This window comes from Hylemonella gracilis str. Niagara R, assembly GCF_000600295.1.
Lineage (GTDB): Bacteria > Pseudomonadota > Gammaproteobacteria > Burkholderiales > Burkholderiaceae_C > Hylemonella > Hylemonella gracilis_A.
In genome coordinates this window covers 1,429,736-1,451,998 of record NZ_JEMG01000001.1, presented here as the reverse complement: position 1 = coordinate 1,451,998, position 22,263 = coordinate 1,429,736, and the positions used below count along the sequence as shown (strand labels likewise).

At 64.3% G+C, this 22,263-nt stretch carries 23 protein-coding genes; 3 read left to right on the top strand and 20 right to left on the bottom strand.

The window, feature by feature from the left end; translation table 11 throughout:
* Nucleotides 1–40: 40 nt before the first annotated feature.
* Complete coding sequence (gene accD / locus AZ34_RS06705; RefSeq protein ID WP_035606239.1) at nucleotides 41–913, top strand: acetyl-CoA carboxylase, carboxyltransferase subunit beta; 873 nt, start codon at nucleotides 41–43, stop codon at nucleotides 911–913.
* Nucleotides 914–1,043: 130 nt separating this feature from the next.
* Here accD and AZ34_RS06700 read toward each other — a convergent pair whose 3' ends face one another.
* Nucleotides 1,044–1,604, bottom strand: coding sequence for a YggT family protein (locus tag AZ34_RS06700; RefSeq protein WP_035606234.1), 561 nt, complete (start codon nucleotides 1,602–1,604; stop codon nucleotides 1,044–1,046).
* Between the two features lie 134 nt (nucleotides 1,605–1,738).
* Between AZ34_RS06700 and lysS the strand changes: the two genes are divergently transcribed.
* Both lysS and AZ34_RS06690 read left to right on the top strand, forming a co-directional pair.
* Complete coding sequence (gene lysS, locus AZ34_RS06695) at nucleotides 1,739–3,292, top strand: lysine--tRNA ligase (protein WP_035606232.1); 1,554 nt, start codon at nucleotides 1,739–1,741, stop codon at nucleotides 3,290–3,292.
* Between the two features lie 34 nt (nucleotides 3,293–3,326).
* Nucleotides 3,327–4,400 carry an MBL fold metallo-hydrolase gene (locus tag AZ34_RS06690; RefSeq protein WP_035606228.1) on the top strand — a complete coding sequence of 358 codons (1,074 nt, stop codon included), beginning with the start codon at nucleotides 3,327–3,329 and terminating at the stop codon, nucleotides 4,398–4,400.
* A 73-nt stretch (nucleotides 4,401–4,473) separates the two neighbouring features.
* On the opposite strand, the gene AZ34_RS06685 is transcribed toward AZ34_RS06690, so the two are convergent.
* The 19 genes from AZ34_RS06685 to plsX form a co-directional block, all read right to left on the bottom strand.
* A complete protein-coding gene (locus tag AZ34_RS06685) occupies nucleotides 4,474–4,815 on the bottom strand; it encodes an antibiotic biosynthesis monooxygenase family protein (protein ID WP_035606226.1) in 342 nt (113 codons plus the stop codon).
* A complete protein-coding gene (gene nagZ, locus AZ34_RS06680) occupies nucleotides 4,812–5,873 on the bottom strand; it encodes a beta-N-acetylhexosaminidase (protein WP_035606223.1) in 1,062 nt (353 codons plus the stop codon). Before nagZ ends, AZ34_RS06685 begins: the two co-directional genes overlap by 4 nt.
* 19 nt (nucleotides 5,874–5,892) lie before the next feature.
* Nucleotides 5,893–6,285, bottom strand: a complete 393-nt coding sequence (acpS, locus tag AZ34_RS06675; protein ID WP_035606219.1) for a holo-ACP synthase — start codon at nucleotides 6,283–6,285, stop codon at nucleotides 5,893–5,895.
* A gap of 22 nt (nucleotides 6,286–6,307) precedes the next feature.
* Nucleotides 6,308–7,090: a pyridoxine 5'-phosphate synthase gene (locus AZ34_RS06670; protein WP_035606215.1), complete on the bottom strand. Its 783-nt coding sequence runs from the start codon at nucleotides 7,088–7,090 to the stop codon at nucleotides 6,308–6,310.
* A gap of 34 nt (nucleotides 7,091–7,124) precedes the next feature.
* On the bottom strand, nucleotides 7,125–7,874 hold the full coding sequence (recO, locus tag AZ34_RS06665; protein WP_035606212.1) for a DNA repair protein RecO: 750 nt from the start codon (nucleotides 7,872–7,874) through the stop codon (nucleotides 7,125–7,127).
* Between the two features lie 6 nt (nucleotides 7,875–7,880).
* Nucleotides 7,881–8,819, bottom strand: coding sequence for a GTPase Era (era, locus tag AZ34_RS06660; RefSeq protein ID WP_051509587.1), 939 nt, complete (start codon nucleotides 8,817–8,819; stop codon nucleotides 7,881–7,883).
* Nucleotides 8,816–9,502, bottom strand: coding sequence for a ribonuclease III (gene rnc / locus AZ34_RS06655; RefSeq protein ID WP_035606207.1), 687 nt, complete (start codon nucleotides 9,500–9,502; stop codon nucleotides 8,816–8,818). Before rnc ends, era begins: the two co-directional genes overlap by 4 nt.
* Nucleotides 9,503–9,572: 70 nt before the next feature.
* Nucleotides 9,573–10,550: a signal peptidase I gene (gene lepB / locus AZ34_RS06650; RefSeq protein WP_035606204.1), complete on the bottom strand. Its 978-nt coding sequence runs from the start codon at nucleotides 10,548–10,550 to the stop codon at nucleotides 9,573–9,575.
* A 14-nt stretch (nucleotides 10,551–10,564) separates the two neighbouring features.
* Nucleotides 10,565–12,373 carry a translation elongation factor 4 gene (lepA, locus tag AZ34_RS06645; RefSeq protein WP_035606201.1) on the bottom strand — a complete coding sequence of 603 codons (1,809 nt, stop codon included), beginning with the start codon at nucleotides 12,371–12,373 and terminating at the stop codon, nucleotides 10,565–10,567.
* 511 nt (nucleotides 12,374–12,884) lie between these two features.
* Nucleotides 12,885–14,285, bottom strand: coding sequence for a DegQ family serine endoprotease (locus AZ34_RS06640; RefSeq protein ID WP_231495575.1), 1,401 nt, complete (start codon nucleotides 14,283–14,285; stop codon nucleotides 12,885–12,887).
* Between the two features lie 160 nt (nucleotides 14,286–14,445).
* Nucleotides 14,446–15,303 (bottom strand): sigma-E factor negative regulatory protein, encoded by an 858-nt coding sequence (locus AZ34_RS06635; RefSeq protein ID WP_035606196.1) that lies wholly within the window; start codon nucleotides 15,301–15,303, stop codon nucleotides 14,446–14,448.
* 29 nt (nucleotides 15,304–15,332) lie between these two features.
* Nucleotides 15,333–15,986 (bottom strand): RNA polymerase sigma factor RpoE, encoded by a 654-nt coding sequence (gene rpoE / locus AZ34_RS06630; RefSeq protein ID WP_051509586.1) that lies wholly within the window; start codon nucleotides 15,984–15,986, stop codon nucleotides 15,333–15,335.
* Complete coding sequence (locus tag AZ34_RS06625) at nucleotides 15,983–16,498, bottom strand: hypothetical protein (RefSeq protein ID WP_035606193.1); 516 nt, start codon at nucleotides 16,496–16,498, stop codon at nucleotides 15,983–15,985. Before AZ34_RS06625 ends, rpoE begins: the two co-directional genes overlap by 4 nt.
* Before the next feature lie 22 nt (nucleotides 16,499–16,520).
* Entirely contained in the window at nucleotides 16,521–17,768 is a 1,248-nt protein-coding gene (fabF, locus tag AZ34_RS06620; protein WP_035606190.1) for a beta-ketoacyl-ACP synthase II, read from the bottom strand.
* A 91-nt stretch (nucleotides 17,769–17,859) separates the two neighbouring features.
* Nucleotides 17,860–18,096, bottom strand: coding sequence for an acyl carrier protein (gene acpP, locus AZ34_RS06615; protein ID WP_035606187.1), 237 nt, complete (start codon nucleotides 18,094–18,096; stop codon nucleotides 17,860–17,862).
* Between the two features lie 185 nt (nucleotides 18,097–18,281).
* On the bottom strand, nucleotides 18,282–19,028 hold the full coding sequence (gene fabG, locus AZ34_RS06610) for a 3-oxoacyl-ACP reductase FabG (protein ID WP_035606184.1): 747 nt from the start codon (nucleotides 19,026–19,028) through the stop codon (nucleotides 18,282–18,284).
* Nucleotides 19,029–19,043: 15 nt separating this feature from the next.
* Entirely contained in the window at nucleotides 19,044–19,982 is a 939-nt protein-coding gene (gene fabD, locus AZ34_RS06605) for an ACP S-malonyltransferase (protein WP_035606181.1), read from the bottom strand.
* Between the two features lie 79 nt (nucleotides 19,983–20,061).
* On the bottom strand, nucleotides 20,062–21,039 hold the full coding sequence (locus tag AZ34_RS06600; RefSeq protein WP_035606179.1) for a beta-ketoacyl-ACP synthase III: 978 nt from the start codon (nucleotides 21,037–21,039) through the stop codon (nucleotides 20,062–20,064).
* Between the two features lie 161 nt (nucleotides 21,040–21,200).
* Nucleotides 21,201–22,253, bottom strand: coding sequence for a phosphate acyltransferase PlsX (gene plsX, locus AZ34_RS06595; RefSeq protein WP_035606177.1), 1,053 nt, complete (start codon nucleotides 22,251–22,253; stop codon nucleotides 21,201–21,203).
* Nucleotides 22,254–22,263: the final 10 nt, after the last annotated feature.

The following is a 22,263-nucleotide window of genomic DNA, read 5'->3' as shown; positions in this document are numbered from 1 at the left end:
CGCCCCATCCCGATCTTTTCCGATCTGAGAGGAATCCAACATGAGTTGGCTCGAAAAACTTCTGCCCCCGAAAATCCAGCCCAGCGATCCGGCGGAGCGCCGCACCGTGCCCGAGGGCCTGTGGATCAAGTGCCCGAGTTGTGAATCCGTGCTCTACAAGACCGACCTGGAGCACAACCAGAACGTCTGCCCCACCTGCGGCCATCACCACCGCATCGACGCGCGCACGCGGCTCAACCTCTTCCTGGACAACGAAGGCCGTTATGAGATCGGCCAGGAAGTGCTGCCCGTGGACGCACTCAAGTTCAAGGACAGCCGCAAATATCCTGAGCGCCTGAAGGAAGCCATGGAAGCGACGGGCGAGACCGACGCGCTCATCGTCCAGGGCGGCGCGGTGCACGGCATCGGCGTCGTGGCGGCGGCGTTTGAATTCGGCTTCATGGGCGGCTCCATGGGTTCCGTGGTCGGCGAACGTTTCGTGCGCGGCGTGGAAACCGCCATCGAGCAGAAGGTGCCTTTTGTCTGCTTCACTGCCACCGGCGGCGCGCGCATGCAGGAAGGCTTGCTCTCGCTGATGCAGATGGCCAAGACCAACGCGGCCCTGACCCGCCTGGCCAAGAAGAAGCTGCCCTACATCAGCGTGCTGACCGACCCGACCATGGGCGGTGTGTCCGCCGGTTTCGCCTTCGTGGGTGACATCGTGGTCGCCGAGCCCAAGGCCCTGATCGGATTCGCCGGCCCGCGCGTGATCGAAAACACCGTGCGCGTCAAGTTGCCCGAAGGTTTCCAGCGCGCCGAATTCCTGCAGGAAAAGGGCGCCGTGGACTTCATCTGCGACCGCCGCGAACTCCGCAAGACCGTCGCCAGCGCCCTGGCCATGCTGCTGCGCCAGCCCGCCGACGCGCTGATCTGAGCCCGGGCGCCTGCGCCGCCCGCGGCGTACCCGAGCTGCACAAGCGAAAACGCCAGCCCGAAGGCTGGCGTTTTTCATGGGCGGTACAGATTGCGCTGCTGTCGGCTGAAACCGACTTGGACCAGCTGCTTCAATAGAAGGCGGACCGCTCGAAGTGCCCCAGCACGATGCTGATGATCTGCAAGAGCACCAGCAGCACCAGCGGGGACAGATCAATCCCGCCCACCAGCGGCATGTAACGGCGTATGGGGGCCAGGGCCGGGATCACCAGCCGGTCCAGCAGGTCCGCCAGGGCGCTGCGCGCCTGCACCCAGGACAGCACGGCGTAGATGATGACCAGCACCGTCAGGCCCGACACCGCCAAGCGCAGCACCCCGAACAGCGCCAGGATGAGCACGCCCACGTAGCTGAAGGCCATGCCCTGAAAGGCCCACAGCAAGCTGAATTGCGCGAGCTTGATCAGCCAGGCGGCGATCAGGCTGGCCAGGTCCCAGCGTCCGGCGGACGGAATGACACGCCGCAGTGGCAGCACGATCCAGTCCGTCAGCACAAAGACAAAACGCCCCAGCGGGTTGCCCGAGCTGGCCGACATGGGTATACGCTGCTGCTGCATGTACAGGCGCAGCAGGCAGGCGCCGCCCAGCACGCTGGCGGCAACTTCAAGCAGGAGGGAAACGATCTGGAACAGCATGGGTGGACGATCGGCAGAGTGGGAACACATCGGTCCGGACCGGCGCCGGACCCCGGCGGGGAAGGCCGATGATAGCCTCTCATAAAATGGTGGGTTCGGGCCGCCGGGCGGCCCCATCCTCACCAAGCAAGTCCATGTCCGAACACCAGACCTCCGCCTCGGCGACCTCTCAGGCCAACGCCGCGCAAGATGACAACCAGCTCATCGCCGAACGACGCGAGAAACTGAAAGCCATCCGCGAGCAGCAGGCGCAAGGCCGGGGCGTGGCCTTCCCCAACGACTTCAAGCCCGCCGACCGAGCCGCCGCCATCCACGCCGCCCACGCGGGTCAGACGCCAGAAGGTCTGTTGGAACAGGCGCCGCGCGCCAGCGTGGCCGGCCGCATGATGCTCAAGCGCGTGATGGGCAAGGCCAGCTTCGCCACCTTGCAGGACGCCACGGGCCGCATCCAGCTCTACGTGACGCGCGACGCCGTGGGCGAGGAGGTCTACGCCGCCTTCAAGCATTGGGATCTGGGCGACATCCTGGCCGCCGAAGGCACGGTGTTCAAGACCAAGACGGGTGAACTCTCCATCAACGTCAGCCAGATCCGCCTGCTGACCAAGAGCCTGCGCCCCATGCCGGACAAGTTCCACGGCGTGGCCGACCAGGAAGTGAAGTACCGCCAGCGCTACGTCGACCTGATGGTGGACGAGGAAGCCCGCAAGCGCTTCACCGCGCGCAGCAAGGCCGTGTCTTCGATCCGCGACTACATGGTGCAACACGGCTTCCTCGAGGTCGAGACGCCCATGCTCCATCCCATCCCGGGCGGCGCCAATGCCAAGCCCTTCGTCACGCACCACAACGCACTCGACCAGGAGATGTTCCTGCGCATCGCGCCCGAGCTTTACCTCAAACGCCTGGTGGTCGGTGGCTTCGAGCGCGTGTTCGAGATCAACCGCAACTTCCGCAACGAAGGCATCTCGGTGCGCCACAACCCCGAGTTCACGATGATGGAGTTCTACGCGGCCTACTGGGACTACCAGGACCTGATGACCTACACCGAGGGCCTGGTCCGCCACGCCGCCTTGCAGGCCACGGGTTCGCTGCAGCTGACGTACGGTGGCAAGGCCGTGAATCTTTCCCAGCCTTTCGAACGCCTGACCATCCGCGAGGCCATCATCAAGTACAGCGAGGCCGGCAGCGCGCATGTGGATGACAGCGCCTGGCTAATCAATGCCTTGCAGAAGCTGGGCCTCTCGGAAGCCAAGAACAAGCTGTCTGCCAAGTCGCTCGCGGGCCTGCAGGTGCTGTACTTCGAGGAAGTGGTCGAGGAAAAACTCTGGCAACCCACCTTCGTGATGGAGCATCCGGTGGAAATCTCGCCGCTGGCGCGCGCCAGCGACAAGCACCCCGAGGTGACCGAGCGTTTCGAGCTCTACATCACGGGCCGTGAATTCGGCAACGGCTTCTCGGAGCTGAACGACGCCGAGGAACAGGCCCGGCGCTTCCAGTCCCAGGTCGAGGCCAAGGACAGCGGCGATGACGAAGCCATGTATTTCGACCATGACTTCGTGCGCGCGCTCGAATACGGCATGCCGCCCACGGGCGGCTGTGGCATCGGCATCGACCGCCTGATGATGTTGCTGACCGACAGCGCCAGCATTCGCGACATCATTCTGTTCCCGGCCCTGCGGAGGGAAGGCTGAGCCAGGCGCCTCGCCTGTTCAAGCGCGGGTCGTCATGGCACGGAACCCCTACTACGACCCAGCCAAACCGCACCATCGGCCCCAGGGTTTCCAGAACGTCGACCGGGAGTTCCCAGGCAAAAGCCTGGCCGAGGTGCTGCGCTGGAAGATCGAAGCCAGCCGAAGGTCATTGCCACCGCCGCCCTCGGCCCCGATTCCGGCCGTGCCGCCCGATCTGGACTTCCTGCACCGCAATGCCGGGGCCGGGGCAACCATGCAACCCACCGTGACCTGGATCGGCCACGCCACGGTCATGGTGCAGATGAGTGGCATCACCCTGCTCACGGACGCGATCTTCTCGGAACGCGCGTCGCCCTTCTCCTTCCTCGGACCAAAGCGCCACCAGCCCCCCGGCGTCGCGCTGGGCGACCTGCCCCACATCGATCTGGTGCTGACCTCGCACAACCACTACGACCACCTGGACGCGGCGTCGGTGCAGGCCTTGAACCGGCAAGCCGGTGGCGCGCCGCTGTTTGTCGTGCCCCTGGGACTGCGTCCCTGGCTGGTGGCACGCGGCATAGACGTCGACCAAGCCGTGGAGTTGGACTGGTGGGACAGCCACCCGGTACAAGCGCCCAGCGGCACGGTGGACGTGGTGCTGGTGCCAGCCCAGCATTGGTCCGCGCGCGGCCTGGGCGACCGCATGGCCACGCTCTGGGGCGGTTTTGCGGTGTTCGGCCCCGACTTTCACCTGTTCTTCGCGGGAGATACTGCCTATAGCCGCGAGTTCTCCGCGTTGCGTGCCCGATACGCCGAACGCCAGTCGGAGGCCGAGGGGGGTGGTTTTGACCTTGCCCTGCTGCCCATCGGGTCCTACGAGCCGCGCTGGTTCATGCGCGACCAGCATGTGAACCCGGAAGAAGCCGTCAAGATCCACCGCGACCTCGCGGCCAAGCGCTCGCTGGGCATGCATTGGGGCACGTTTGCGCTGACCGACGAAGCGTTGGATGAGCCACCCCGGGCCCTGGCCAAAGTGCTGCGCCAGCAAGCCATCAAGGACGAAGCTTTTTTCGTGATGGCCATCGGCGAGACGCGGCAACTTCCGCCCAGGCGTCGGCCTGGGCCCTAACACACAGCCCGTGACCTGGCTTGCATGGCATGCCAAGGGCGACCAAGCGCCTGGGCCAGACCTCAGTCCAGATTCAGGGGCCGCCCCAGGCCCGTTCGACCCGGGCCACGCGCAGCTCGTAGTGTTCGTACCACTGCGTGCGCCCCTGCTCCTGCGCCACCCGGTGCTCGGCATGGCGGCGCCAGGCGGCGATGTCTTCCTCGCTACGCCAATAGGACACGGTGATGCCGAAGCCATCGGCACCGCGCACGCTCTCCACGCCCAGAAAACCGGGTTGCTGCGCGGCCAGTTCCACCATGCGTTCCGCCATGGCACCGTAGCCGGCCTCGCCCGGCGTGCGGCGCGAGGAAAAAATCACCGCGTAATACGGTGGCTCGGGCAGGCGGGCGAACGGTGTTGGTGTCTGCGCGCTCATGGCAGCAGCTCCAGCGCGCGCACATAGGCCGGGTCGACCATCAGCGCATCCCAGTCCAGCGCGGGAGTTTGGGGCAGCAGATCGAGGCGGCGCTGCTCGCTGGCCTCGGAGGGCAACCAGCGGCCTTTGATCTGCGCCTCGGAGAGACCATCGATGAGTTCATCGATCGGCGTGCCGCCCTCGACGACGCTCTGATTGCACAGCAGCACCAGGTCACAGCCCGCGCTCAGGGCCGCCAGGGCGGCCTCCGTCGGACTGACTGGCCGGCCCTCGATCACGCGCGCGCCGGCCATGCTCAGGTCGTCGCTGAAGATCGCGCCGGTGAAGCCTAGCTGGGCTCGCAAGATATCGTTGAGCCAGCGGCTCGAAAAACCGGCGGGCCGCGCATCCACTTTGGGATAAATGACATGCGCGGGCATCACGCTGGTCAGCGTGGTGTTGAGCCATTCATAGGGCTTGGCATCATCAGCCAGGATGGCCTTGAGGCTGCGTTTGTCCACCGGAACCTCGGTGTGCGAATCCGCCGCCACGAAACCGTGGCCGGGGAAATGCTTGCCGCAATTGGCCATGCCGGCTTGCAGCAGGCCGTGCATCAGGCCCTTGGCCAGCAACGTGGCCACACGCGCATCCTGATGGTAGGCTCGGTCGCCGATGACGGTGCTGCCACCATAGTCGAGGTCAAGCACAGGCGTGAAGCTCAGATCGACCCCACAGGCGCGCAACTCGGCAGCCAGCACCTGACCGCAGGCCGTGGCGGCGTTGGTGGCCGCCATCGCGTCCTGCATCCAGAGTTCGCCCAGGCGCCGCATGGCGGGCAGGTGCGTGAACCCATCGGTCTTGAAGCGCTGGACGCGCCCGCCTTCGTGGTCCACGCAGATCAGCAGGTCGGGGCGCAGCTCCTTGATCTCGTCGTTGAGCGCGGTCAGCTGCGCGCGGCTCTGCCAATTGCGCGCGAAATGGATCACGCCGCCGACCAAGGGATGGTCTAGGCGGCGCCGGTCGTCGTCGGTCAGGGACAAGCCCGTCACGTCGATGATGAGGGGTGCGTGTTGCGTCATGGTGTTGTGCGTTTGGGGGTCAATCTTTCTCGACCACAACGAAGCTCGCGGCGTAGTCGGTCTCGTCGGTCACGGTCACATGGGCACGCAGGCCCTGCGCCTCGAACCAGGTCTTGAGGTCACCACCGAGTCGGATGTAAGGTTGTCCGCTGGCGTGATTGAGGATTTCGCAGCTGCGCCAGGTCATGGGCATGTGGATGCCCAGACCGATGGCCTTGCTGAAGGCCTCCTTGGCCGAGAAACGGGTGGCCAGGTAACGCAGACCGCGGTCGGGCCAGCGCGCGCTGCGCGCCTGCCAGACCTTCAGCTCGGACTCGCCCAGCACATGCCGCACGAAACGCTCGCCGCGCCTCTCGAAACTGGCCCGGATGCGGCGCACATCGCAGATGTCGGTGCCGATGCCGTAAATCATGCGAATGAAGCTCCCAGCTTGGTTACCGCGCCTGTGCAATACAACGCAGATAGTCCCGCACCGTGGCGGCGTAGCCGAGCTCCAGCGCATCGGCGATCAAGGCGTGACCGATGGAGACCTCCTTCACGCCCGGCACGGCGCGCAGGAAATCCGTGAGGTTATCGCGGTTGAGGTCGTGACCGGCATTCACCTCCAGACCAGTCGCCTGCGCAGCGCGGGCGGCATCGGCAAAGCGCTGAAGCTGCGCGGCTTGCCCGGCGCCGCCGTGGGCCGCTGCGTAGGGTTCGGTGTAGAGCTCGACCCGGTCCGCACCCAGGGCCTTCGCCGCAACCATGGCCTGCGGCTCGGCATCCATGAACAGACTCACGCGCACACCCAGCGCATGGCATTCGGCGATCAGGAGGCGCAGGCGTTCGGCGTCCTTCGCATCGTGGTCGGACAGGCGCCAGCCGTGGTCACTCGTGAACTGGCCCTCGCTGTCCGGAACGAAAGTGGCCTGGTGGGGCCGCATGCCCCGGCCTGCAAGCTCGCGGATGAAATCCATCAGGTTGTGGAAGGGGTTGCCTTCGATGTTGTATTCGCGGTCGGGCCAGGCTTTCAACAGTTCCGCGAGTTCAAACACGTCGCGCCCGCGGATGTGCCGCTCGTCCGGACGGGGATGCACCGTGATGCCCTGAGCGCCCGCCTGCAGACAGAGCATGGCCGCGCGGGTGACGCTGGGGATGTCCAGGTGGCGGGTATTGCGCAGCAGCGCCACCTTGTTGACGTTGACCGAAAGAGCGGTGGTGGGAATCATGGCTGTCATCGGGAGTGGGCTCAGCGGCCGGCCAAGCGCAGGGTCACAGATTCTGCAAGTCCATCATCAGTTGGCGGGTGCGCAGAGTGCCGCTGCCGCAATGGTAGTGGAGCAAAGCTCGCAGCTGGGGTTTGAGCTCGGACGCCACGCCGGCACAGGCACGCAAGGTGTCGAGAAAGGAGGCTTCGGGGGCCAGCGCCGCATGCAGGAGCCGCCATTGGGCGCCATTGAGCGTGACGCGGTCCTGGGTCTGCGCCAGGCGCAGCCCCCCCTCGGGCACGAGGCAATAGGCGGCGTCGGCGTCCAGCGGTCCCAAGGTCAAGGTCTGCATGTCCAGGGCCGGCAACAGCCCCGCCTCACGCAGCAACAGCAGTTCAAAGGCCCGCAGGGCCGCCTGCAACACCTCGCCATGCTCAGACGCCAGCAAACGCACCGCTTGGGCATAGATGTCGAACAGCGTCGGGTGGGGGTCGTCGCGGGCCAGCAGGCGGATCAGCAACTCGTTCAGGTAATAACCCGAGAGCAGCGCGTCGCCCGTGGGCATGACATGCCCGCCCACCCACTCGGCGCTTTTGAGGGTGCGCACCTCGCCCTCGCCGCCATAGCTCAGGCGCAGGGGCTGCAGGGGCAGCAGCACGGGGCGGAAACTGGATGTGGGTCGCTTCACGCCCTTGGCCGCCAGCGCCACGCGCCCATGGTGGCGCGTGTAGACCTCCAGGATCAGGCTGGTTTCGCTCCAGTCATAACGGTGGAGCACGAAGGCCGGTTCGTCGCTGATGCGTTTGATCGCCATGCGGCGTCACTCGTAGCCGAAGCTCCGCACCCGCGCTTCATCGTCGGCCCAGCCGGAACGCACCTTGACCCAGAGTTCCAGGAACACCTTGGCGTCCATCAACTTCTCCAGCTCCTGGCGCGCCTCCATGCCGATACGCTTGAGCCGCTCGCCCTTGTCGCCGATCACCATGGCCTTGTGGCCGTCGCGCTCGACCACGATGGTGGCGGCGATCTTGACGAAACGACTCGCCGTCTTGCCGGGCTCCTCCTCGAATTTGTCGACCACGACGGTCGAGGTGTAGGGCAGTTCGTCGCCGGTCAGGCGAAAGAGCTTCTCGCGCACGATTTCACCGGCCAGGAATTTTTCGCTGCGGTCGGTCAACTCGTCCTGGTCGTACCACCAGTCTTGCTCGGGCAAGTATTTCTCACAGATGCCCAGCAAACGCGCGATGTCCTTGGCGTTCTTGGCCGAGAGCGGCACGATCTCAGCCTTGGCGCCGAGGCGCTCGAAGCGGTGCTGCATCTCCTGCAACCAGGGCGCCAGTTCGGCGCGATGCTTGATGGTGTCGAGCTTGTTGGCGATCAGCAGCACGGGCACGCCTTCGGCCAGGAGCTTCAGTACCTGCTCGTCGGCCTGGTTGAAGCTGCCGGCTTCGACGACAAAAAGCACCAGATCCACGTCACCCACCGCGCCCTGCACGGTCTTGTTGAGCGAGCGGTTGAGTGCGTTGCCGTGCCGGGTCTGGAAACCGGGCGTGTCGACGAAGACGAACTGCGTCTGGCCCTCGGTGCGCATGCCGGTGATGCGATGGCGCGTGGTCTGAGCCTTGCGCGAGGTGATGCTGATCTTCTGCCCCACCAAGGCGTTGAGCAAGGTCGACTTGCCGACGTTGGGCTTGCCCACGATGGCCACCAGGCCGCAGCGCCTGGCAGGTGTGGAGAGAGTGTTTGCGGGTGTATTCATTCGTGGCCTCTGGCCTTCAAGGCCTGCAGCATGGCCGCAGCAGCGGCCTGTTCCCCGGCCCGGCGGGAACCGCCGATGCCACGCTCGATCAACTGGAATTCCGCGACCTCGCATTCCACGTCGAAGGTCTGCCGGTGCGCCGCGCCTGTGGTCGCCACCACCCGGTACAGGGGCAGCTTGAGCTTGCGCGCCTGCAGCCATTCCTGCAACTCTGTCTTGGGGTCCTTGGCGCTGGCCTGCATCTGAGGCGTGACCTCGACCTTTTCATAGAGGTGATGCACCAGGGCCTGCGCGGCGGCGTAACCAGCGTCCAGGTAGACGGCGCCGATCAAGGCCTCCAGCGCGTCGGCCAGGATGGACGGGCGCTTGTTGCCACCGGAGCGCAGCTCGCCATCGCCCAGGCGCAACAGCTCGGGCAGGCCGAGTTCCATGGCCAGTTGGTGCAGGGTCTCTTGCTTCACCAGGTTGGCGCGGATGCGCGAGAGGTCACCTTCCGGCAGCGCGTGCAAGCGCTGGTAGAGCAGATCGGCCACGGCCAGGTTCAGCACCGAGTCACCCAGGAACTCCAGGCGCTCGTTGTGGTCGGCGCAGAAGCTGCGGTGCGTCAACGCGCGCTGCAGCAGCGTCACGTCGGAAAAGGGGCGCTGCAAATGATCCTGCAAACGCGCCTGCAAAGTGCTCAAATCAGCCACGTTGCCTCAGTTTGTTGTGCGCCATCGCCGGCCTGACGAAGTGCATCCGTGGGTAGGAGTTTCAATCGAAGAAACCGATGCGCTTGAAGTCGCTGAAATTCATCCAGATCATGAAGGCCTTGCCGACGATGTTCTCGTCTGGCACAAAACCCCAGTAGCGGGAATCCAGCGAATTGTCCCGGTTGTCACCCATCACGAAATAGTGGCCCGCCGGCACCGTGCAGCGCAAACCTTCCTCGTTGTAGCTGCACGCTTCCCGGAAGGGGTAGTTGCCGATTTCCGCCTCGGCGAAGCCGCCACGCCGGGTTGTGTCCACGATCAGTCGGTACGCTTTCGGCTGGGCCGGCGCACCCAGAATCTCGCCGTACTGCTTGAAGTAGCGCATGGCGTCCTCGTCGAAAAACTCCGGCAGATCGCGGGTCGCCACCGGCTGCCCGTTGATGGCCAGGCGCTTGTTGGCGTACACCACCTCGTCGCCCGGCAAGCCGATCACGCGCTTGATGTAGTCCTGGCTGGGTTGAGGCGGAAAGCGAAACACCATCACATCACCACGTTCCACGGGATGTCCCTCGGTGAGCTTGGTGTTGACGACTGGCAGGCGGATGCCGTAGTGGTACTTGTTGACCAGGATCAGGTCACCAACCAGCAGCGTCGGGATCATGGAACCGGAGGGGATCTTGAAGGGCTCGAACAAAAAGGAGCGCAGCAGAAAGACCACGGCGATCACGGGAAACAGGCCCGCCGTCCAGTCCAGCCACCAGGGCTGGGCCAGCAGGCGGTTGCGCGCCTGCGCCAATTCTTCGCCCGCGACGCCCGCCTCAGCCGACACCTTGCGCCGCTCTTCGACCTCGGCCTCCAGCCGGGTCGCTGCCGCCTTGCGTCGCGGCAGGAAATAAAAACGCTCGCCCAACCAGTACAGGCCGGTCACGAAGGTGGCCAGGAACAGCAACAGGGCGAAATTGCCTTCGACCGCACCCAGGTACCAGGCACCGATGTAGCCCGCGAAGGCGGCCAGCACGCAGGCCGTCAGATATTGCATAACCATGTTGTTTCTTAGTCTTCCACCTGCAGGATGGCGAGAAAGGCTTCCTGCGGGACCTCGACGGCGCCGATCTGCTTCATGCGTTTCTTGCCCGCCTTCTGCTTTTCCAGGAGCTTGCGCTTGCGGGTGATGTCACCGCCGTAGCATTTTGCCAGCACGTTTTTGCGCAAGGCCTTGACGTTTTCGCGGGCAATGACCTGTGCGCCGATCGCGGCCTGGATGGCCACGTCGAACTGCTGACGGCTGATGATTTCGCGCATCTTGGCCGCGACGGCGCGGCCGCGGTAGGCAGCCTGGCTGCGGTGGACGATGATGGACAGCGCGTCCACCTTGTCGCCGTTGAGCAGGATGTCCACCTTCACCACGTCGGAGGCGCGGTACTCCTTGAACTCGTAGTCCATGCTGGCGTAACCACGGCTGACCGACTTCAGCTTGTCGAAGAAATCGAGCACGATTTCGCCCAGCGGCAGCTCATAGGTCAGCATGACCTGGCGCCCGTGGTAACTCATGTTGATCTGCGTGCCGCGCTTTTGGTTGGCCAGGGTCATGACCGGGCCCACGTAGTCCTGCGGCATGTAGAGGTGTACCGTGACGATGGGCTCGCGGATTTCCTCGATCTTGCCCTGCTCCGGCATCTTGGACGGGTTCTCCACCTTGACGACCTCGCCATCGCCCTTGAGCACCTCGTAGACCACGCTGGGTGCCGTGGTGATCAGGTCCTGGTCGAATTCGCGCTCCAGGCGCTCCTGCACGATTTCCATGTGCAGCAGCCCCAGGAAACCACAGCGGAAACCAAAACCCAGGGCCTGGCTGACCTCGGGCTCGAAATGGAGGGAGGCGTCGTTGAGCTTGAGCTTTTCCAGGCTGTCGCGCAGCGCGTCGTACTGGTTGGCTTCCGTCGGGTACAGGCCGGCGAAGACCTGCGGCTGGATTTCCTTGAAACCCGGGAGCGCCTCGGTCGCCGGTCCCAGGTTGTTGGGCAGCTTCTTTTCCAGCGTCACTGTGTCGCCCACCTTGGCGGCCGTCAGTTCCTTGATGCCGGCGATGATGTAGCCCACCTCGCCCGCCTCCAGGCTGTCGCGTGGCTGGTTGGCGGGCGTGAAGACGCCCAGGCTACCGGCTTCGTAGGCGGAGCCATTGGCCATCAACTTGATGCGCTCGCCCTTTTGCAGACGGCCATCCACCACGCGCACCAGCATGACCACGCCCACGTAGCTGTCGAACCAGCTGTCGATGATCATGGCGCGCAGGGGCGCGTCCGGATTGCCCCGGGGAGCCGGGATCTTGGCGACGATGGCCTCCAGGATCTCGTCCACGCCCATGCCGGTCTTGGCCGAGCAGGGAATCGCGCCCGAGGCATCGATGCCAATCACGTCCTCGATCTCTTCCTTGGCACGCTCGGGGTCAGCCTGGGGCAGGTCCATCTTGTTGAGCACGGGGAGCACCTCGACGCCAAGGTCGAGCGCGGTGTAGCAGTTCGCCACCGTCTGCGCTTCCACACCCTGCGACGCATCGACGACCAGCAGTCCACCCTCGCACGCGGAAAGCGAACGCGACACTTCGTAGGAGAAGTCCACGTGACCTGGTGTGTCGATCAGATTGAGGTTGTAGACCTGCCCATCACGCGCCTTGTATTGCAGCGCGGCGGTCTGCGCCTTGATAGTTATCCCACGCTCTTTCTCGATGTCCATCGAGTCGAGCACCTGGGCTTCCATCTCGCGCTCGGCCAAGCCGCCGCAGCGTTGAATCAGACGGTCCGCCAGCGTGGATTTGCCGTGATCGATGTGCGCAATGATCGAAAAATTTCTGATGTGCTTCATCAAGGGAAACGCTTAAGTGATTGATTTAACAGGGCACGAACACGACAACGGCAAGAAAAAAGGGCGCGTCGAGTTGTGACGCGCCCTGAACCAACAATCTATGGCAACTGCGATAGTTGGAGCTTCATTGTAGGCAAAAAGCCCCCCGAGTACAGCCCCAAAAATCGTCCAACCCTTCGTTGCGACGCCACAACAAGGATTTTATAAACAGCTTATCAACATGTTGTGTGAGCGACGCCTGGGACAAGTTGTGGGAGATCTGTGGAGCAAGCCGTCCGGTTCAGGAAAAATCCCGTATGGTGGTTTTCGCTTGGCTGCTTATGCATCAAACCAAGGTATCCAAGGCGCTTATTCTACCCAAACCAGTTGATTAAAAGTTTGTGAGCGTGCACAAACTTTTAATCAGATTGGATTGTCAGGTTCGAAAAAAAGTGAATTTTTTTGTGGATCCCTCCGGGGGACTCGAAATTTCCACTTTTTAACCCTGTATTTTTGTACAGTATTCAGGGCATTAACGCTGTGGGCGAATCACGGCGTATTGCGCCCAATCACCACGCCTGAAGAGCACTTGCACAGGGCGGCTCTGGTCCAGCTTGGACAGCACGGCTTCGAACTGACGCACCGAGCTGACCTCCACATTCGCCAGCGCCAGGATCACATCCCCCGTGCGCAGGCCCGCGCGCGCGGCCGCGTTACCCACCGCCTCCACGCGCACACCGCCCTTGAGCTTGAGCTCCCGCTTCTGGGCCTCGGTCAGGTCCACCACACGCAGTCCCAGCGCATCGGTGGAAGCAACCCGCGGCTCTTCCTGCTGCTGCGCCTCGGCCACCTGCTCGGAAGGCACCTCGCCGATGGTGATGGTCAAATCCTTGCGCGCACCGCGCCGGTACACCGTCAACGAGGCACGCGTGCCGGGCTTCAGCCCGCCGACCATGCGCGGCAGGTCAGACACCTTTTCAATGGCCTTGCCGTCCAGCCGCAGGATGATGTCGCCAGCCTCCACCCCGGCCTTCTCGGCCGGGGAACCGGACTCCACCGCGCGCACCAGCGCACCTTCAGGTTTGCCCAGGCCGATGGCCTCGGCCACGTCCTTGCTGACCTGATCGATCTGCACGCCGATGCGCCCGCGCGTCACCCGGCCGGTGGCGCGCAACTGGTCACTCACCCGCATGGCCTCGTCGATCGGGATGGCGAAGGCGATGCCCATGTAGCCGCCCGAGCGAGAATAAATCTGGCTGTTGATGCCCACCACTTCGCCGCGCAGATTGATCAGCGGCCCGCCTGAGTTGCCGGGGTTGATGGCCACGTCGGTCTGGATCAGCGGCAAGTAGTCGCCTGTGTCTCGCTGCTTGGCGCTGACGATGCCGGCGGTCACGGTGTTCTCCAGGCCGAACGGGGAGCCGATGGCCATCACCCACTCGCCCACCCGGAGCTTGTTCACGTCGCCCACCTTGACGGCGGGCAAGCCCGTGGCTTCGATCTTCACCACGGCCACGTCGGTGCGCTTGTCGGAACCGATGAGCTTGGCCTTGAACTCACGCTTGTCGGTCAAGGTGACGTAGACCTCGTCGGCGCCATCCACCACATGGGCATTGGTCATCACGAAACCATCTGCCGACAGAATGAAGCCCGAGCCCACGCCGCGCGGCCGTGGTTCCTCGGGCTGGGCTGGTTGATTGCGCTCGGAGCGCGGTCCGGCGCCCGGGGGCAAGGGCAAGCCGAAACGACGGAAGAATTCCAGTGTTTCCTCGTCCATGCCATTCATGCCGCCCCGTGCGGTCGACACTTTTTCCAGCGTGCGGATGTTCACCACCGAGGGCCCCACCTGCTCGACCAGGTCGGTGAAGTCGGGCAGCCCCCGGCTCTGGGCCTGCGCATGCGACGACTGCCCTGCCGTCAACACCAAGGCCATGAGCAGCAGAACGGGAAGGCGCACGAAAAACGAAAAGCGCGACGAAGAAATGAACATGCGAAACCTCATGCGAGATGATTCCTGAGGAAAATTCTGGGGCTGCGGCTTTAACCGGCCGCAGCAGGCAGATGAAGTTGTGAAAAGAATCCGGGGCTCGACATCAGCGAGGCAGTGCCGGGCTCTTGTCGAGGTTGACCAGCACGCCTTGCGCGGCGACGCCGGCCCGTCCCAGTCGTGGACTGGAAAAACGCCCTTCCGCGGCGGAGCGCGCAGCGCCGCTGCCCTGGCGCGCCATCAGATGGTCCAGGCGCGGATCACGCAGCATGACCAAAGGCCCCTCCAGACCAGGCGTCTGCGGGGACAGCAAGGATTGAGCGGTGCGGGCGGGTGTGGTGTACATCGATGATGCGTATAGAGGCTGCGATACCCGCTGCGGCATGGCTTGGGGTACCACGTCGGCCAGGATCTGGGCACGTGTGTCGAGGCGTGATTGCGCCAGTTGGCGGGCTTGGGAGGCGGATTGCAAACCAGAGACGCCCTGCCACCCCAGCAAGCCGACCACCAGCAGCGCACACAAACCGGCGGTGAAGCGCCAGGCTCCGTAGGGATCATTGGCGCCATGACGTGCGGCAGCGCGCCGGCCAGGGATCTGCCGGCTCGGCAGTTGCTCGATGCGCTCTTGCGGCGAAGCCGCCAAGGCGGCTTCCTGAGCCAGGCGCGCATGGAAACGGGATAGGAACAGATCGTCGTCCGTGCGCTTGTCGGCGACGGCAGCACACAGTTCGCCCATGCGCTTGCGCAGCACCTGCCCCACAAGATGGTAGTCGCGCCAGCACTGTCGAGCCTGCGCATCCGACGCCAGCACCGAGCAAGCCCGAGCAAACTCCTCGCCACGCAACTCACCGTCGAGCAGGGCTGACGCCAGAACCGACGGGGATGCCGGATCGTTGGCGCCAACGTCGCGCAAGCCGCCCGAAGGCGAATCTGGATTCAGCGATGCCAATTTTTCATGCTCCATAAGCCCTTCCCATGACCCACCCAGCGGACCTACCAACGCTTGCCACCCTGCCGCTCTAGCAGCGGGCGCACCCTTGCCGACACCGCCTCGCGCGCGCGAAAGATGCGCGAACGCACCGTTCCAACGGGACTGTCCATGGCCGAGGCGATTTCTTCGTAGCTCAGCCCGTCCAATTCACGCAGCACCAGGGCCTGGCGCAGGTCCTCGGGCAAGGCGTTGAGCGCGTCCTGCACGGCGCTGGCGATTTCACGCGCGGCCAGCAAAGTCTCCGGTGTGTCCTCCGCGGTTGGTTCCTGCGCCGTCAAAAAAGTTTCATCGTCCTCGTGCTCCGCGGCACCCGCCAGGGCCAAGCCCGTCGACAAAGGATCGTTCTTCATGCCCAGCAGGGCTTTTTTGCTGGTGTTGACAGCGATTCGGTACAGCCAGGTATAGAACTGGGCGTCCCCGCGAAACTGGTGCAGAGCACGGTAGGCGCGTATGAAGGTCTCCTGCGCCAGGTCCTCCACCAGGTCCACATCGCGCACCATGCGTCCGATCAGTCGTTCGATGCGTCGCCGGTACTTCAACACCAGCAGATCAAAGGCCCGCACGTCCCCTGCCAGGGTGCGTTCAACCAATTGCAGATCCACCTGCCCGGCGGATGCCGCCACGTCGTCGACGGGGGGGTCTTGGTCCTCGTTCATGCCGAAACCCTGGGCCGATGGCCCCCATCCGCCCAGGCCGCGCGACGCAAGGCGTTCCAGTACATGGGAGCCTGCACTTGCTCAACCCAGAGCCAACGGCTGCGCCAGGGCAACGCGGCCCCACGTTCAGGAGCAGCGTCTTGCCCGAGGGCTGTGGACGCCGCCTCCGCCTGCTGGGGCATGAACTCCAGCAGCATGCCGCCTTGCCAGTCCAGCCGGACTTTGAGCTGGCCACGGATGTCCTCGGCAGCCGCTCGGCCAGCATCGGACCAGAACCAGTCCTGCCCGTCCCAGCGCAACCGGCCTCGCGTTGGGCGCAGCAAGGCCCAGACCAGCACCACCGTGACCAGCAGGCAGCTCAGGAGCACGATCCCCAGGTCGCCCTCGTCCGTCCGGGCCAGCATGGCCCAGGCGCCGCAAACCAGCCACATCAAGGCAAGCGTCAGGCCATGGATCAGGGTCCGCAAGAACGAACGCCCCACCGGGTAACTCACCGAGGGGGCGTTGCGCATGGAGCTAGGCTTGGGATTGGTGTCAGACGCGCTTGAACACCAGCGCGCCGTTGGTGCCGCCGAAACCGAAATTGTTCTTGAGCGCGACGTTGATCTTCGCGTCCCGCGCCGTATTGGCGCAGTAGTCGAGATCGCACTCCGGATCCTGGTTGAAGATGTTGATGGTCGGCGGAATCTTCTGCTCGTGCAGGGCCAGGACCGTGAAAACCGATTCAATACCGCCCGCGCCACCCAGTAAATGGCCGGTCATGGACTTGGTCGAGCTGACCACCAGCTTGTCCTTGGCGTGATCACCCAGGGCCGCCTTGATGGCATTGGTTTCGTTCACGTCGCCCAAGGGCGTCGAGGTGCCGTGGGCATTCAGGTAATCGACCTGGTCGGGGTTGAGCCCCGCATTACGCAGCGCACCGACCATGGCGCGACGCGGACCATCCATATTGGGCGCCGTCATGTGCCCGGCATCCGCGCTCAGGCCGAAACCAGCCAGCTCGGCGTAGATCTTGGCGCCACGCTTCTTCGCGTGTTCGTACTCTTCCAGCACCAGCACGCCCGCGCCCTCGCCCAACACGAAACCATCGCGGTCCTTGTCCCAGGGACGGGAGGCCGTCTTGGGATCGTCGTTGCGAGTGGAAAGCGCGCGCATGGCGGCGAAACCGCCGATGCCCAGGGGCGAGACAGAGGCTTCCGCGCCGCCCGCGATCATCACATCGGCATCGCCATATTCGATCAATCGGCCAGCATCGCCGATGTTGTGCAGGCCCGTGGTGCAGGCCGTCACAATGGCCATGTTCGGGCCCTTGAAGCCGTAGCGCATCGAGACATGACCGGAAATCATGTTGATGATGGCTGCGGGAATGAAGAATGGAGAAATGCGCCGAGGCCCGCGATTGAGGTATTCCGTGTGGGTTTCCTCGATCAGAGCCAAGCCGCCGATGCCCGAGCCGATCATGCAGCCGATGCGCTCGGCCTGCTCATCGCTCAGCGCGTCCCGCGTCTGGAGACCCGCGTCCTCCACCGCCTGCACAGCAGCCGCGATGCCGTAGTGCACGAAGGTGTCCATCGTCCGCGCTTCCTTGGACGTGATGTACTTTTCCAGCTCAAAGCCTTGGACCTGACCGGCGAACCGGGTGCTCAGGGCAGCGGCATCGAATTTGGTGACCAGCGTGACGCCAGAGCGGCCAGCCAGCAGATTGGTCCAGGACTCGGCCACAGTGTTGCCGACCGGGCTGACGCAGCCCAGTCCTGTGACGACGACGCGACGACGGGACATAGATTTTTGTGCAATCTAGGAAAGATATGAGGTGGCGCGGACACGCGCCGCCCTCATCAAGTGAGCCGGCTCGGACGAGCCGATGACCCGATTACTTTTGGTGCGCCTTGGCGTAATCGACCGCAGCCTGCACCGTGGTGATCTTCTCGGCGTCTTCGTCCGGGATTTCGATGCCGAACTCGTCCTCCAAGGCCATCACCAGTTCCACGGTGTCGAGGGAGTCAGCGCCCAGATCGGCCACGAAAGCCTTCTCATTGGTCACCTGGGACTCTTCGACGCCGAGTTGCTCGGCGATGATTTTCTTGACGCGTGCTTCGATATCGCTCATTTTCTGATGCCCCTTAAACGGGTTCCTTAGGGTTGTGAGGAAAGGATGATTTTACCCGCCCTGGATTCAGGGTTAGCCCGAATCACTGACGGGAAATGTTACGGCCGCCCGGTCCACCATCCCCGTTCATCGCCAGGCAAAAGCCTGCAATTCCCGGGCCATGCTCAGACCGGCAGGCCGAAATTTCATGCCATGAACATGCCGCCGTTGACGTGCAGCTCCTGGCCTGTGACGTAAGCGGCCTCGGGCGAAGCAAGATAGGTCACCGCATGCGCGATGTCAGCCGGCTTGCCCAGGTGTCCCAGCGGGATCTGGCCCAGCAGCGCCTTCTGCTGCTCTTCAGGCAGCACCGCCGTCATATCGGTTTCAATGAAACCCGGCGCCACGCAGTTCACGGTGATGTTGCGGCTACCCAATTCGCGCGCCAGCGCACGGGTCATGCCCGCCAGGCCCGCCTTGGCGGCAGCATAGTTGGCCTGGCCCGGATTGCCCGACGCCCCCACCACCGAGGTGATGCTGACAATGCGACCATAACGCTGCTTCATCATCGGCCGGATCACGGCACGGGACAGGCGGAACACGGCCTTGAGGTTGGTGTCCATCACCGCGTCCCATTCCTCGTCCTTCATGCGCATGGCGAGGTTGTCGCGCGTGATGCCTGCGTTGTTGACCAGCACATGGATCGCACCGTGCTCCTTGACGATGGCGTCCACCGCAGCCTCGGCTGCGGCAGCATCGTTCACGTCGAGCTTGATGCCCTTGCCACCGTGCGCGGTCAGGGCCGCGCCGATCTTGGCCGCCCCCTCCTCGCTGGTGGCCGTGCCGATGACCTTGACTCCCCGGCTCGCCAACTGGAGCGCGATGGCCGCACCGATACCGCGGGTCGCGCCCGTCACCAGGGCGATCTGCCCTTCGAATTTGATGTCACTCATTTTTTCTTCCTCCGCTCAAGCCAGAGCGGTTTTCACTTCGGCCAGGGTGGCCGGATCGAACAACGGCAGGCCCGTCAATTCCGCGTCGATGCGCTTGACCATGCCGGCCAGCACCTTGCCAGGCCCGCATTCCACGACATGCGTCACACCACTGGCCTTGAGAGCCAGCACGCATTCCACCCACCGCACCGGACCGTAGGCCTGGCGGTACAGCGCGTCACGGATGCGGTCGGCATTCGTTTCGACCGCGACGTCGATGTTGTTGACCAGCGGGATCTGGGGCGTCTTGAGTTCCACCTCGGCCAACTTGAGCTTGAGCTTTTCAGCCGCCGGCTTCATCAGGCTGGAATGGAACGGCGCGGAAACCGGCAGGGGCAAGGCACGCTTGGCGCCCGCGGCCTTCAGCGCCTCGCAGGCCTGATCAACACCGGCCTTGCTGCCCGCGATCACGGTCTGACTGGGGTCGTTGAAGTTCACGGCCTCGGCCACTTCACCACTGGCTTGGCTCACCGCCGCACAAACTTCGCGCACCTTGGTCGCGTCCAGCCCCAGGATGGCGGCCATCGCGCCCGTGCCCACCGGCACGGCCTCCTGCATGGCTTGAGCGCGCAAGCGCACCAGAGGCACGGCCTGCGACAGGGTCAGCACGCCGGCGGCCACCAGTGCGGAATACTCGCCCAGCGAATGGCCCGCGACTGCGGCCGGCGCGACACCGGTCTCGGCCATCCAGACGCGGTAGGCCGCGACACCGGCCACCAGCATCACTGGCTGCGTATTGGTGGTCAGCGCCAGCGTTTCCTTGGGGCCTTCGTGAATCAGCTTGGCAACATCCTCGCCCAGGGCCGCGGAGGCTTCCTGCAAGGTCTTGACGACCTCGGGATGATCGCCCCAGGCATCCAGCATGCCCACCGATTGCGAGCCTTGGCCCGGAAAGACGAAAGCGAAAGACTTCATATTGTTCTTCTTCCTCGTTGTTTGTGCCTGGCATCAGGCGACGGGTCGCCCGGACCCGTCGCCGAGGCCACGCGTCGTGTCAATACGTCAGCAACACCGCACCCCAGGTCAGACCGCCACCCACCGCTTCGAGCAGCAGAGTGTCGCCCTGCTTGATCTGCCCCTGGCGCACGCCATGGTCCAAGGCCAGCGGGATCGAGGCCGCCGAGGTGTTGCCATGCTGATCCACCGTGACCACGACCTTCTCTGGCGCGAGCTTCAGTTTCTTGGCCGCGCCCATCATGATGCGGATATTGGCCTGGTGCGGCACCAGCCAATCGATGTCGGCCTCGGTCTTGCCGGCCTTGGCCAGCACGGCGCGCGAGGCTTCGTCCAGCACGGTCACCGCCTGCTTGAACACGGCCTGGCCGTCCATCTTCAGGAAAGGATCACCGAGCACCTTGCCCGCGGCCACCGTGCCCGGCGTGCACAGAATGCCCGCGTGCTTGCCATCGGCCTTGAGGTCGCTGGCCAGGATGCCCGGGGTTTCGCTGGCTTGCAGCACCACGGCACCCGCGCCGTCACCGAACAACACGCAGGTCGTGCGATCCTTGAAATCGATGATGCGCGAGAACACTTCCGCCCCCACCACCAGGGCCTTGCTCGCGGCGCCAGCGCGAATCATGGAGTCCGCCACTGTCAGCGCATAGATGAAACCGCTGCACACGGCCTGCACGTCAAATGCCTGACAGCCGTTCGCGCCGATCTTGTTCTGGAGAATCACGGCGGTCGAGGGAAAGATCATGTCGGGGGTCGAAGTCGCCACGATGATCAGGTCGATGTCGCTCGCCGCCAAGCCAGCGGCCTGCAGTGCGCGGCGCGCGGCCTCGGCGCCCAGATCGCTGCTCATCACGCCTTCGGCGGCGAAATGGCGCGCGCGGATGCCGGTGCGCTCCACGATCCATTCGTCGGAAGTCTCGATGCCATCGGCGGCCAGCCGGGCAGCGAGGTCCGCGTTGGTCAGACGCTGGGGCGGCAGAAAACTGCCTGTGCCGGAGATGCGGGAATAGAGTCTCATGGATTGGTTCTGGTTTGTTCTGTGCCTGGGTCCGAGACCCGGCTTGTCAGTGTGACGAAGTGCCGCGTCGCGCGCATTACAACAAATGCTTGGAGGCAGTGGCATGGCCCCACCCGCCCACACGACTTTCCTCGGCGCCCCTTCCAGTCGCAGGCTGGCAGTCAGGTCGCGGCTGCGGAGGATGTCGTCACGCTGTTGAGCAGCGGTGCCGCATGCGCGATACGGGCCTCGACCCGCGCCAACAGCTCATTGCGGGCCGCATCATACGCGCGGCTCAAGGCATGGCGGAAGGCCAGTTCATCGGCCGAACCGTGACTCTTGAACACCAAGCCACGCAAGCCCAGCAAGGCCGCGCCGTTGTAGCGACGGTGGTCAATGCGTTTTCGGAACGACAGCAGCACAGGCAAGGCGAACAGCGCGGAAATCCAGGTCAGCGGGTTGCGAGCGAATTCCTTCTTGAGGAAACCGCCGATCATGGAAGCCAGCCCTTCGGTGGTCTTGAGCGCCACGTTGCCAACAAAACCATCGCACACCACGATATCCGTCGTGCCCTTGAAGATGTCGTTGCCTTCCACATTGCCATGGAAGTTCAGGTCACCAGACTCGGCTGCCGAGCGCAGCAGTTCACCCGCGCGCTTGATGACTTCATTGCCCTTGATGACTTCCTCGCCGATGTTGAGCAGGCCCACGGTCGGGTTCGTATCGGGTTGCCCGTCCACATGCCGCAGCACCGCCACCAGGGCCGAACCCATGACGGCGAATTGCAGCAGGTGCTCGGCGGTGCAGTCCACGTTGGCGCCCAGGTCCAGCACCGTGGTGGCACCCCCCTGGGCGTTGGGCAACTGGGTCGCGATGGCCGGGCGATCGACGCCCTCCACGGTCTTGAGCACGTACCGGGCGATGGCCATCAGGGCGCCGGTGTTGCCAGCCGACACCGCCGCCTGGGCGGCGCCGTCCTTGACCTGCTCGATGGCGACCCGCATGGAAGAATCACGCTTGCGACGCAAGGCGACCTCGATCGGGTCGTCCATGCCCACCACTTCGGCAGCGGGCACAACGCGGGCGCGCTCATGCTTGAAGCCAGCCAGCGCTTCGCTCTTGCCAACCAGCAGCAAGTGCGCGTCAGGGTGTTGTTCGAGGAAGCGGCGACACGCGGGCAGCGTGACGCGGGGGCCGTGATCGCCCCCCATGCAGTCCACAGCAAGGGTGATCATGAGCGGAGCG